Below are 11,782 nucleotides of genomic sequence, written 5' to 3' on the forward strand. Positions count from 1 at the left end.
GGCGCGGCCGCACACCCCCTGAGCCCGCCGCACACCTGCTGTGGCGGGTGTGCGGCGGCGCGCAGGGGTGTGCGGTCAGGACGCGGTGAGCGTCCGGCTCCAGAGGGAGGCGCCGGTCTGGTCGCGCAGGTGCACGGTCAGGGTGGAGCCGTCGCCGGCCACGTCCAGCTCGCCGAAGTGCTGGAAGCCCTCCAGCGGGGACGCGCCCGGGCGGTCCGGGCCGCGGACGAACTCGGCGCGCGGGCCGAACGTCGGGTCCAGCTCGTTCGGCCCGAACGCCCCGGCGTGCAGCGGCCCGGACACGAACTCCCAGAACGGGTCGAAGTCGTCGAACGCGGCCCGGTCCGGCGAGTAGTGGTGGGCGGCGGTGTAGTGCACGTCCGCCGTCACCCAGACGACGTCGCGGACGCGCCTGCGGTGCAGCGCCGCGAGCACCCCGGCGATCTCCGACTCGCGCCCGGACGGCGGCCCGGAGCGGCCGTTCGCGACGGCCTCCCAGGCGGTGTCGCCGTCGGGCACCAGCACGCCCAGCGGCATGTCCGACTGGACGATCTTCCAGGTCGCCCGGGACGACGCCAGCGCGTCGACCAGCCAGCGCGCCTGCCGCTCCCCCAGGATCCGCTCGGCCGGCCCGGTGTTGGCGGTGTTCGGGCCACGGTAGGAGCGCATGTCGAGCACGAACACCTCGACGTGCGGGCCGAACGACAGCCGCCGGTACACCCGCCCGTCGACGGCGGCGCGCGGATCGAGCGGCTGCCACTCGTGGAACGCGCGGAACCCGCGGGCGGCGAGCACGTCGACCCGCCGCTCGGTGTAGTCCTCGGCGGGCTCGCCGGTGAGGACCTCCCCCGGGTACCAGTTGTTGGTGACCTCGTGGTCGTCCCACTGCACGATCTGGGCGACCGACGCCGCGTACCGGCGCAGGTGCTCGTCGAGCAGGTTGTAGGCGTACTGGCCGCGGAACTCGGCCAGCGACTCGGCGACCTTCGCCTTCTCCGGGGTCAGCTCGTTGCGCCAGATCCGGCCGTCCGGCAGCGTGACGGACTCGGTCAGCGGCCCGTCGGCGTACACCGTGTCGCCGCAGTGCAGGAACAGGTCGGGTCGGCGGCCGGCCATCGCGGAGAAGATCCGCATGCCGCCGTGGCCGCGATCGATCCCCCAGCCCTGCCCGGCAACGTCGCCGGACCACTGGATCCGGACCGGCTCGCCCGGCCCGGGCGGCGCGCGGAACGAGCCGGTCAGCGGCTCGCTCGCCGGCCCTCCGTCGAGCGGTTCGGCGCGGACCCGGTAGTGCACCCGGCCGGTGCCCGCGGGCACCCGCAGCTTCCCGGCCAGGTCGGTGTCCGGGGTCAGCACCGGGCCGGGGATCCGGCGGGCGCGCCGGAACCCCGGATCGTCGGCGACCTCGACCACCATCCGGGACGGCCGGTCGGCCCGGGTCCACACCAGTCCCGAGCCGGGCCGGACGTCGCCGGCCTGCACCCCGTGGGTGAGGACGGGACGGCCGCTCCGGAGCAGGGCCGGTCCGGCGGAGGCGGCGGCGGGCAGCCCGAGCGCAGCGGCGCCGGCGATGCCGCCGGCGACCGCGGTGCGCAGCAGGGCGCGTCGGTTCAGGACGTGTCGTTCGGAGACCACGACGACCGATGCTCACCCGTCGGGGTGACCCGGTACCCCCGTCCGACCGACGTCCGGATGAACGTCAGGTGCCGGCCGGTCAGCCGAACAGCGCCGGGATCTTCAGCACCAGCTGGTACAGGCCGTAGGCGAACGGCACCCCGACCCAGATCCAGGCCAGCACGGCGCCGACCCACTGCAACGGCCCCCACGTGGCGGTGGCCTCCGGTGTACTCACGCCTGCGCTCCCTTCGACTCGACGGCCTCGCGGTCGGCCGGTGCGTCCAGCTCCGGCTCGTGGTGCTTCGGGTCCACCGGCTTGATCAGCTCGTTGCAGACGAAGGCGATCACGAGCAGCACGATCATGATCGCGAACGCCGCGGTGTAGCGGCCGGGGCCCTCGACCCCGGCGTCGATCCGGGCGTCGGCGATCGCGTTGACGATCAGCGGCCCGAGCACGCCGGCGGTGGACCAGGCGGTCAGCAGCCTGCCGTGGATCGCGCCGACCTGGTAGGTCCCGAACAGGTCGCGCAGGTAGGCGGGCACGGTGGCGAACCCGGCGCCGTAGAACGACAGGATCAGCACCGACGCGACCAGGAACAACGCCCGGCTCTGGTTCGGGATCAGCGTGATCAGCAGGTACAGCAGCGCACCGACGCCGAGGTAGATGCGGTACATGTTCTTCCGGCCCAGCACGTCGGACAACGACGACCAGGCGATCCGGCCCAGCGAGTTCGCCAGCGACAGGATCGAGACGAACCCGACCGCGGCGGCGGCCAGCGTCTCCGCCGTGCCGGTCTCGGCGAAGAAGTCCTGGAAGATCGGGTTCGCCCGCTCCAGGATGCCGATACCGGCCGTGACGTTGAAGCAGAGCACCACCCAGAGCAGCCAGAACTGCGGCGTCCGCAGCGCGTTGCGGGCTGACACCTGGCCGGTCGAGATCATCCCGGACTTCTTCGCCTGGCCCGGCGTCCACCCGGCGGGCGCCCAGCCCTCGGCGGGCACCCGGATGAGCAGCCAGCCCACCGACATGAACACCAGGTAGATGGCGCCCATCGCGAGGAACGTGTTCCCGATCCCCGGCACTGACGGCGAGTCACCGCTCGCGCCGAACGTCGACAGCAGCGACGCGGTCAGCGGCGATGCGATCAGGGCACCGCCACCGAAACCCATGATGGCCAGCCCCGTCGCCAGTCCCGGCCGGTCCGGGAACCACTTGATGAGCGTCGACACCGGGGAGATGTAGCCGACCCCGAGACCGATCCCGCCGACGAAGCCGTAGCCCAGCACCACCAGCCAGAACCAGCCCAGGTGCAACCCGATCCCGGAGATCATGAAGCCGGACACGAAGCAGGCCGTCGCGACCACCATCGCCCAGCGCGGCCCGTTGGCGTCGACCTTCGTGCCGAACAGCGCGGACGACAGCCCCAGCATGATGATCGCGAGGGTGAACGGCAGCGCGCTCGCGACGCCGGAGATGTCCAGTCCGCTCTCCAGCGGCGCCTTGAACGCACTCCACGCGTACGCCTGGCCGATCGCCAGATGGATGGACAGCGCGGCCGGCGGAACGAGCCAGCGGCTCCATCCCGGCGGTGCGACGATGCGCTCCCTCGTCAGAAACCCGGCCGTCATGGCCCTCCTTCAAGCTCGTTGATAGCGCAACGCTAAGTAACCGTTCGGAGTACAGCAACCGGAGTAGCCGATCGATCGCCTCACCCCGCCGCACACACGACGACGCCGGTCCCGCCAGATGGCAGGACCGGCGTCGGCCGGGTACGAGGATACTCAGGCGGAACGGTCGCGACGCTCCCGGCGCGGGGACTGCGCCCGCGGGACGATCGTCGGGTTCACGTTCTCCTTGACGGTCTCCGCGGTGACCACGACCTTGGCGACGTCGTCGCGGCTCGGGATGTCGTACATCACCGGCAGCAGGACCTCCTCCATGATGGCGCGCAGGCCGCGGGCCCCGGTGCCGCGCAGGATCGCCTGGTCGGCGACGGCGTCCAGGGCCTCTTCGGCGAAGTCCAGCTCCACGCCGTCCATCTCGAAGAGCTTGCGGTACTGCTTCACCAGCGCGTTGCGCGGCTCGGTGAGGATCTTGACCAGCGCGTCCTTGTCCAGCGAGGTCACCGACGCGACGATCGGCAGCCGGCCGATGAACTCCGGGATCAGGCCGAACTTGATCAGGTCCTCGGGCAGCGTCTCGGCGAAGCTCTCCGCCGGGTCCATGTCCTTCTTCGAGCGGATGTCGGCGCCGAAGCCGATGCCGGACTTCCCGACCCGCTCGCCGATGATCCGCTCCAGCCCGGCGAACGCACCCGCCACGATGAACAGCACGTTCGTCGTGTCGATCTGGATGAACTCCTGGTGCGGGTGCTTGCGGCCGCCCTGCGGCGGGACGCTCGCCGTGGTGCCCTCCAGGATCTTCAGCAGCGCCTGCTGGACGCCCTCGCCGGAGACGTCCCGGGTGATCGACGGGTTCTCCGACTTGCGGGCGATCTTGTCGACCTCGTCGATGTAGATGATCCCGGTCTCGGCGCGCTTCACGTCGTAGTCAGCGGCCTGGATCAGCTTCAGCAGGATGTTCTCGACGTCCTCGCCGACGTAGCCCGCCTCGGTCAGTGCGGTCGCGTCGGCGATCGCGAACGGCACGTTGAGCAGCTTGGCGAGGGTCTGCGCGAGGTAGGTCTTGCCGCAGCCGGTCGGGCCGAGCATCAGGATGTTCGACTTGGCGATCTCGATGTGGTCGCCGCCGTCGCCACCGGCGGCGCGGTTCCGCTCGCCGGCCTGGATGCGCTTGTAGTGGTTGTAGACCGCCACCGACAGCGTGCGCTTGGTGCCGGACTGCCCGACGACGTACTGGTCGAGGAACTCGTGGATCTCGGCGGGCTTGGGCAGCTCGTCGAGCTTCACCTCACCGGCCTCGGCCAGCTCCTCCTCGATGATCTCGTTGCAGAGATCGATGCACTCGTCGCAGATGTAGACGCCGGGGCCGGCGATGAGCTTCTTGACCTGCTTCTGGCTCTTCCCGCAGAACGAGCACTTCAGCAGGTCCCCGCCGTCGCCGATGCGTGCCATAGGTGTCGATCCCCAGTCCTGGTCCGGCGTTCTCGCGTCTACCCGTCCGACGAGCCCGAGCTCGACCGACGCGGCGTGGCTCCGACTCTCACCGCAGGCCCCCGAAGCCACGTCGAGGTCTCCGGAGGAGACGGTACCTGCCCGGACCCGCCGCCGGGGACTCTCGGGGAGTCCGATTCGGCGGCGGGTCGGCGGGCGGTCACCGGTGGCACGGCGGCCACCGGTGACCGGATGTCGCTTACCTGCCGCTGGTGGCGGACAGCTTCCTGCTCTGCACGATCTCGTCGACAAGGCCGTAGTCCTTGGCCTCCTCGGCCGTCAGGATCTTGTCCCGGTCGATGTCCTCGCGCACCTGCTCGGCGGTGCGGTTCGAGTGCCGCGCGATGACCTCCTCCATCCGCTTGCGGATGCGGGAGATCTCCGTCGCCTGGATCTCCAGGTCCGACACCTGGCCGTAGACGCCCTGGGTGGCCGGCTGGTGGATCAGGATGCGGGCGTTCTCGACCGCCATCCGGCGGCCAGGGGTGCCGGCGCAGAGCAGCACCGCCGCGGCCGACGCCGCCTGCCCCAGGCAGACGGTCTGGATGTCGGGCCGGATGAACTGCATCGTGTCGTAGATGGCCATCAGCGACGTGAAGGACCCGCCGGGCGAGTTGATGTACAGCGAGATCTCGCGGTCCGGGTCCAGCGACTCGAGCACCAGCAGCTGGGCCATGGTGTCGTTCGCCGAGGTGTCGTTGATCTGCTCACCGAGGAAGATGATGCGCTCCTCGAAGAGCTTGTTGTACGGGTTCGACTCCTTGACCCCGTAGCTGGTGCGCTCCACGTAGGACGGGAGCACGTACCGGGCGCGGGCCGGGTCCGGGGCGTAGCCGCCGGGGCCGCGCAGGTCGGCCATCGACTCCGGGTGGCGCGGATCGAAGGTGCTCATCAGGCGCTCCCGTTCTGCGATCCCGCGCCCGGCGCCCGGCCGGCGTGGGTCACGACATGATCGACGAAGCCGTACTCGAGGGCCTCCTGCGCCGAGAACCAGCGGTCCCGGTCGGAGTCCCGCTCGATGGTCTCGACGGTCTGGCCGGTGTGCTCGGCGATCAGCTCCGCCATCTCCCGCTTGGTGCGGCGGAACTGCTCGGCCTGGATCGTGATGTCGGCCTCGGTGCCACCGACGCCCGCGGACGGCTGGTGCATCATGATCCGCGCGTGCGGCAGCGCGAAGCGCTTGCCCCGGGCCCCGGCGGAGAGCAGGAACTGCCCCATCGACGCGGCCATCCCCATCACCGTGGTCGACACGTCGCACGGCACCAGGTTCATGGTGTCGAAGACGGCCATGCCGTCGGTGACCGAGCCGCCCGGCGAGTTGATGTAGAGCTCGATGTCCTTCTCGGGGTCCTCGGCCGCGAGCAGCAGCATCTGCGCCGCGATCCGGTTCGAGATCTCGGCGTCGACCTGCTGGCCGAGCACGATGATCCGCTGCTGCAGCAGCCGCTCGTAGACCGAGTCGGACAGCGACATGGCGCTGAGTCCGGATCGCATCTGCGCCCCGGTTCCGCGGCCCTGGAGCGGGCCGGTGTCCTGCTGGCTCACTTCACCCTGCTTTCCGAAGTCTCGCCCGGCCGGCGCGAGGCGCCCGCCGGATCGGAGAAAGTCTTCCTCTGGATCGCTCTCGTTCTCCGGTGTCGGGTCTTGCGAACCCGCTCCGGCCCTCGTGGGGACCGGTTCGGGGCCGACCCTACGCGGACCGGGAGGCCCACGTGGGGAGCGACGCCCGATGTTCGCCGAGAGCGCACCGACCGGTCCGCCGGAGCGCCGGCCGGACCCGGCCGGTCGGCGCTCCGGCGCCGTCGGTGGACCGGATCAGGCCTTGGCGTCGGCCTTCTCGTCGGCCTGCTCGGCCGTGCCGTCGGTGGACCCGGCGGTCCCCGTGTCGGTCCCGCCGTCGGTCGCGTCGTCGGTCGCGACGACCTCGCCGGGGACCTCCTCGACGGCGCCGTCCTCGGTGTCGTCGTCCGACCCGAGCAGGTCGGACAGGTCGACCGCCTCGCCGTCGGGCAGCGTCACCGACGCCGACCGGACGGCCGTGATGAGCGCCTTCGAGCGGCGGACGTCCTGGTAGATCACGCCGAGCTGGCCGGCCTGCTGGATCTGCTGGACGAACTGCTCGGGCGGCATCCCGTACTGCTGGGCCTGGTAGACGATCCGCTCGGTGAGCTCCTGGTCGCCGACCGAGATCTGCTCGGCGTCGGCCAGGGCGTCGAGCACCAGGCGGTACCGGACGGCCTTCTCGGCCTCCTCGCGGGTCTCGGCGTCGAACTGCTCGCGGGTCTTGTCCTGCGAGGACAGGAACTCGGCGAACTTGTCCTCGTCGTGGTCGAAGGCGTGCACCGCGTCGTGCGCGCGGGTGTCGACCTCGGCCTGCACGACGCTCTCCGGCAGCGGGACCGGGTCCTCGCCGACCCGGGCGCCCTCGACCAGCTTGTCGAGCAGCCGGTCGCGGGCCTGCGCGGCCTGCTCCATCCGCTTCGACTGGCCGAGCCGCTCGCGCAGGTTCTCGGTCAGCTCGTCGAGCGTGTCGAACTCCGACGCGAGCTGGGCGAACTCGTCGTCGGCGTCGGGCAGGTGCCGCTCCTTCACCGTCGTCACCTTCACGGTGATCTCGGCCTCGCGGTCGGCGTACTCGCCGGCGACCAGCGTGGAGGTGAAGGTCTTCTCGTCGCCGGCCGACATGCCCTGCAGGGCCTCGTCGATGCCCTCGATCAGGCCGCCCTGGCCGACCTCGTAGGAGAAGCCGGTGGTGGTGGCCTCCTCGATCTCCGTGCCGTCGACGGCCGCGGAGAGGTCGATCTGGACGTAGTCGCCGTCCTGGGCGGGACGCTCGACGCCGGCGAGGGTGCCGAACCGGGCGCGCAGCTGGTCGAGCTGCTCGGTCACGTCGTCCTCGGAGACCTCGGTCTCGTCGACCTCGACGGTCAGGCCGGCGAGGTCGGGGAGCTCGATCTCCGGGCGCACGTCGACCTCGGCGGTGAACGCGAGGCGCTCGCCGTCGGCGATCTCGGTGACCTCGATCTCCGGGCGGCCGATCGGGGTGACGTCCTCGGACGACACCACGGCCTCCTGGTACTTCGTCGGGATCGCGTTGTTCACGACCTCGTCGAGGACCGGGCCGCGGCCGATGCGGGCCTCCAGGATGCGGGCCGGCGCCTTGCCCGGGCGGAACCCGGGGATGCGGACCTGCTCGGCGATCTTCTTGTACGCGCGGTCGAAGTCGGGCTTGAGCTCGTCGAACGGCACCTCGACGTTGATCCGGACGCGCGTCGGGCTGAGGTGCTCGACGGTGCTCTTCACGGTGGAACTCCTTGGGCGGTACGGCTGTGCGAACGGGCCGCGTGCAGCGGCCCCCGGTCTGTGCTGTGACCCACCTGCCGGTACGGCGGACGACCCGGGGGTCTCTCCTGGCCGGGCGCGGGCACGTCGGACGTGCTCGGCTGGCGGCGGGGCGCCCGCGCGAGTCTAGGCGAGGCCGGTCACGGTGCGTCGGGCCGGGCGTGCGTCGCGTCGCAACGCCCCCGGCCTCAGCTCGCCACGGCTCCGACGTCGGCGACGGTGACCTCCACCTCGAGGGTCTCGTCGCCGAGCACCGCGCGGACCCGCGCGGCGACCTCGCCGGCGATCTCGCCGAACGGTCTGCCCAGCGCGACGACCACGGCGATCTCCACGGGGTCGCCCAGCCGGACCCCGTACACCCGCAGGCCCGGCAGGTAGGAGGCGACGGTGCCGAACGGGCCACCGTCGAGCCGCAGCACGGCGGGATGCGCCAGCACGGCCGCCGCCACGTCCTCGGGCCCCGGGCCCGTCCGCTCGGTCACCCGGGCAGCCTAGCCACCGGAACCGGTCCCGCGGCACCGGAACACGACCGCGCCCCCGGACCGGGTCCGGGGGCGCGGTGGCGTGCGACGGCGGGATCAGTCCTTGGTGAAGGCGTCCTTGATCTTCTCGCCGGCCTGCTTCAGGTTGCCGGTGGCCTGATCGGCCTTCCCCTCGGCCTGAAGGTCCTTGTCGTCGGTGGCCTCGCCGGCGGCCTCCTTGGCCTTGCCGCCGAGCTCCTCGGTCTTGTTGCTGACCTTGTCGCCGAGTCCCATCCGCGTTCCCCCTCCGGAGTGCGTGTCCGACGGGCGCGAGGACGACGCCCTCGCTACCGTCGCTGTCCCGGATCGGGTACCCGACAGACCCGTTCCCACACATCGAGGAGCGAGACGCCGCCGTGCAGGCCACCGACCCGGCATCCGGGGCGTCCGCGGTCCCGGAGGCCGCCGCGCCGGCCGCGGCCCGCCCGGCGCTCGACGACCTGACGCTGGTCGCGAGGGCCCAGGACGGCGACGTCCACTCCTTCGCCGAGCTCGCCCGCCGGCACCAGGACGCGCTGTTCCGGGTCGCGGTCCGGGTGCTCGGGCACCGCGCGGACGCCGAGGACGCGCTGCAGGAGGCGCTCATCGATGCCTGGCGCAAGATCGGGACCTTCCGCGGCGACGCCGCCTTCTCCACCTGGATGTACCGGATCGTGACCAACCGGTGCACCGCGCTGATGCGGCGGAAGCGGCCCACCGTGCCGCTCCCGGACGACGACGCCGCCGGTGCCATGCTCGTCGCCGGGTCCGGCTCGCCGGAGCGGGCCGCCGAGGTGGACGCCGAGCTGGCCGCGCTGTCCCGCGCGCTCGCCGACCTGCCCGGCGACCAGCGCACCTGCTGGGTCCTCCGCGAGCTGGAGGGACTGGGCTACGCGGAGATCTCGCACATCACCGGGGCCTCCGAGACGGCCGTGCGCGGTCGTCTGCACCGGGCACGGACGGCGCTGGCGGAGAGGATGCGGGCATGGCGGTAGAGCAGGTGGAGCCGTTGGCCTGCGGCCGCGACGCCGCCGACGTCTGGGACCACGCGGAGGCGGGCACGCTCGACGAGCACGAGCTGGGCTGCCCGCACTGCCGGTCGGCGCGGGCCGACCACGACCGGCTCGGCGGGCTGGTGACCCGGATGGCGGCGGAGCCGCTGCGGCCGCCGCCGTCGGTGCTGGAACAGGTGCTCGGCGCGGTCGTCGCCGACCTGCGCCCGCACGAGCTGCTGGCCCTCGGCCCGGACACCTGGCTGGGCAGGCCGACCGCGGAGGCCGCGCTGCGGCACGTCGTCGACTCGATGGGCGGGCTGCGCGCCCGGCACTGCCGGATCGAGCAGCGCAGGCCCGCTGAGCCCGGCGCCGCACCGGTGTGGGTCCGGATGACGGTGACCGCCCGGTTCGGGGTCGACCTGGCGTCGGTCACCGCCCGGGTCCGGCAGATGGTCATCTCGGCCGGGGAGCGCACCCTCGGCGTCCCGATCGCCGGCGTCGACATCCATGTGGAGGACCTGTGGGACGACACGGCGGAGACCCGACGATGACGACCAGGCTGCGGGTCTCCGATCTATCGCTGGCCCGGGTCGCCGCGTACCGGGCCCGCTCGGTGCCCGGGGTGGAGATGCTGGTCGGCGACGTGGCGCAGACGCTGCTCGGGCTGGCCGCGGAGTGGCTCCCCCGCGAGCCGGTACCCGCGGAGCTGCGCAGCCAGGGCGTCATCGCGACGGTGCACGGCTCGGAGGCCGAGGTCCGGGTGACCGTGGCGGTCCGGTTCGGCACCGAGTGCGCCGCCCTCGCCGCCCGGGTGCGGGCCGAGGTGTCCGAGGAGATCGCCGCGACGACCGGGCTGGTCCCCCGGGTCCGGGTCACGATCGCCGAGATCGCCCTGCCCGATTAGCGCGCCCGCGCCGCCGTCCCCCGGGTCAGCGGAGCACGCAGTCCCCGCACGCCCCGCCGCCGGGGGCGTGCACGTAGAGGCAGCAGGAGCGGCGCCGGAAGGCCCAGCCGCCGGACGGCCCCCGGTCGCCCGCCGGGTGCCGCAGCACCGCACCGGTGGCCCCGGACGGCAGCGGCCCGCGCAGCACCGGATGGTCGGCGAGTGCGCCGAGCAGGGCGAGGAACGCGGGCCGGGCGGCCGGGCGGGCCGGGTCCAGCACCCGGGCCGCCCCGGCGACGGCGGACACCACGTTGCCGCGCAGCACCCGCCCGGACACCCCCACCCGGGCGGTGACCGCGGCGTACAGCGGCTCCAGGTGGGTCCGCGCGAGCTCGCGGGCCAGCAGGTCGGCGGCGCCGGCGGGGTCCCGGAGCGGGTCCGGCGTCCGGACGGCGGCCGGGCCCACGGCCCGCTCCGCACCGGGGTCCCGCACCGCGCCCGCGGCCGGCCCGGGGGTCCGGACCACGCCGGCGGCCGGGCCGGGATCGCCGCCGGGCAGTGCCGGGGCCCAGGGGTCCTCGCCGCCGGGGTCCCGGCGCAGCCCGGCGAGCCGGGGCAGCGTCGCGTGCAGCGCGACGGCCGCGAACGGCGCCGACACCAGCCGGGCCGCCATCCCCTGCACCGCGATCGACGCGGCGATCCGCCGGCCGGTCCCGAGCGCCGCGGCCACCTGGTCGATCCGGGCCGACAGCGGATCACCGCCGGCCCCCGCTGGGCGGTAGACCTCGTCCCACCGCTGCCAGGCCGGCCCGGCCGGGACGGTCACGGCGAACCAGGGGCCGATCCGGGCGACGTCGGCCAGCACGGCGGCGGCCTCCTCCGGGGGGACCGGCGGGGCGGGCACATCGGCGGGAATCTCGGGCGGGCGCATCGGGCTCCAGTGTCCCCGCCCGCGCCGCGCAGCGGCGGCCGTGTAACGGTTCGACCACGGTCGGCGATCTCAACGGGCGAGAGGCCGCTCCCGGCCGCTGGTCACGTCTCGCTCACCGTCCGGACACGGGACGGCAACGTCTGCCTGCTCGAATGGCCAGCGATCCACATCACGGGCCCGACGGCCGATCATCAGTAGCGCGCTCGGGTAGCGGCGTGCGACTCTGTGCACTCGCCAGACCGCACTCGCCGGGGTGTGCGGTCGAACCGTGCCGCAGGGAGTTGGCCGGGTACTGGAAGTCAGCGCCCGGCCGCTAGGCGTGCCCGGAGGAGGAATCTCCGCCGGTCACCCCGCCCGATGGCACGGTGCACCCGAACGGTCCGCATCATACGCCCCATCC

13 protein-coding genes are annotated in these 11,782 nt (G+C 73.0%); 3 read left to right on the top strand and 10 right to left on the bottom strand.

The genetic code is table 11. From position 1 onward, the window contains the following. Positions 1-75: 75 nt before the first annotated feature. The 9 genes from ABZ881_RS12030 to ABZ881_RS12070 all read right to left on the bottom strand — a co-directional run bounded on the left by ABZ881_RS12030 (position 76) and on the right by ABZ881_RS12070 (position 8,828). Positions 76-1,635 carry an alkaline phosphatase D family protein gene (locus ABZ881_RS12030; RefSeq protein ID WP_358483989.1) on the bottom strand — a complete coding sequence of 520 codons (1,560 nt, stop codon included), beginning with the start codon at positions 1,633-1,635 and terminating at the stop codon, positions 76-78. A gap of 79 nt (positions 1,636-1,714) precedes the next feature. Continuing rightward, positions 1,715-1,852, bottom strand: coding sequence for a hypothetical protein (locus ABZ881_RS12035; protein ID WP_358484397.1), 138 nt, complete (start codon positions 1,850-1,852; stop codon positions 1,715-1,717). Continuing rightward, positions 1,849-3,246, bottom strand: coding sequence for an OFA family MFS transporter (locus ABZ881_RS12040; protein WP_358483990.1), 1,398 nt, complete (start codon positions 3,244-3,246; stop codon positions 1,849-1,851). Before ABZ881_RS12040 ends, ABZ881_RS12035 begins: the two co-directional genes overlap by 4 nt. Before the next feature lie 153 nt (positions 3,247-3,399). Further along, on the bottom strand, positions 3,400-4,692 hold the full coding sequence (gene clpX / locus ABZ881_RS12045) for an ATP-dependent Clp protease ATP-binding subunit ClpX (RefSeq protein ID WP_358483992.1): 1,293 nt from the start codon (positions 4,690-4,692) through the stop codon (positions 3,400-3,402). A gap of 238 nt (positions 4,693-4,930) precedes the next feature. Beyond that, the gene (locus tag ABZ881_RS12050; protein ID WP_085913253.1) at positions 4,931-5,590 is read right to left on the bottom strand and encodes an ATP-dependent Clp protease proteolytic subunit; all 660 of its coding nucleotides are present in this window, start codon (positions 5,588-5,590) and stop codon (positions 4,931-4,933) included. Positions 5,591-5,622: 32 nt separating this feature from the next. Further along, on the bottom strand, positions 5,623-6,225 hold the full coding sequence (locus ABZ881_RS12055; RefSeq protein ID WP_344020913.1) for an ATP-dependent Clp protease proteolytic subunit: 603 nt from the start codon (positions 6,223-6,225) through the stop codon (positions 5,623-5,625). Positions 6,226-6,546: 321 nt separating this feature from the next. Then, positions 6,547-8,034: a trigger factor gene (tig, locus tag ABZ881_RS12060; RefSeq protein ID WP_358483994.1), complete on the bottom strand. Its 1,488-nt coding sequence runs from the start codon at positions 8,032-8,034 to the stop codon at positions 6,547-6,549. A gap of 227 nt (positions 8,035-8,261) precedes the next feature. Then, positions 8,262-8,555: a hypothetical protein gene (locus ABZ881_RS12065; protein ID WP_358483996.1), complete on the bottom strand. Its 294-nt coding sequence runs from the start codon at positions 8,553-8,555 to the stop codon at positions 8,262-8,264. 96 nt (positions 8,556-8,651) lie between these two features. Beyond that, positions 8,652-8,828, bottom strand: a complete 177-nt coding sequence (locus tag ABZ881_RS12070; protein WP_344020636.1) for a CsbD family protein — start codon at positions 8,826-8,828, stop codon at positions 8,652-8,654. A gap of 122 nt (positions 8,829-8,950) precedes the next feature. On the opposite strand from ABZ881_RS12070, the gene ABZ881_RS12075 reads away from it, so the two are divergent. From ABZ881_RS12075 to ABZ881_RS12085, 3 genes are read left to right on the top strand one after another with little or no spacing between them, the layout of a single operon-like run. Further along, positions 8,951-9,568 carry a sigma-70 family RNA polymerase sigma factor gene (locus ABZ881_RS12075; protein ID WP_344020638.1) on the top strand — a complete coding sequence of 206 codons (618 nt, stop codon included), beginning with the start codon at positions 8,951-8,953 and terminating at the stop codon, positions 9,566-9,568. Further along, a complete protein-coding gene (locus ABZ881_RS12080; protein ID WP_358483998.1) occupies positions 9,559-10,119 on the top strand; it encodes an Asp23/Gls24 family envelope stress response protein in 561 nt (186 codons plus the stop codon). The genes ABZ881_RS12075 and ABZ881_RS12080 overlap by 10 nt, the downstream gene beginning before the upstream one ends. Continuing rightward, positions 10,116-10,472 carry an Asp23/Gls24 family envelope stress response protein gene (locus ABZ881_RS12085; RefSeq protein ID WP_358484000.1) on the top strand — a complete coding sequence of 119 codons (357 nt, stop codon included), beginning with the start codon at positions 10,116-10,118 and terminating at the stop codon, positions 10,470-10,472. Before ABZ881_RS12080 ends, ABZ881_RS12085 begins: the two co-directional genes overlap by 4 nt. Positions 10,473-10,497: 25 nt before the next feature. Here ABZ881_RS12085 and ABZ881_RS12090 read toward each other — a convergent pair whose 3' ends face one another. Continuing rightward, on the bottom strand, positions 10,498-11,382 hold the full coding sequence (locus ABZ881_RS12090; protein ID WP_358484001.1) for a (2Fe-2S)-binding protein: 885 nt from the start codon (positions 11,380-11,382) through the stop codon (positions 10,498-10,500). Positions 11,383-11,782 lie beyond the last annotated feature (400 nt).

The sequence above is a fragment of the Pseudonocardia sp. NPDC046786 genome, from assembly GCF_040645415.1.
In the GTDB taxonomy this organism is placed as follows: domain Bacteria; phylum Actinomycetota; class Actinomycetes; order Mycobacteriales; family Pseudonocardiaceae; genus Pseudonocardia; species Pseudonocardia kongjuensis.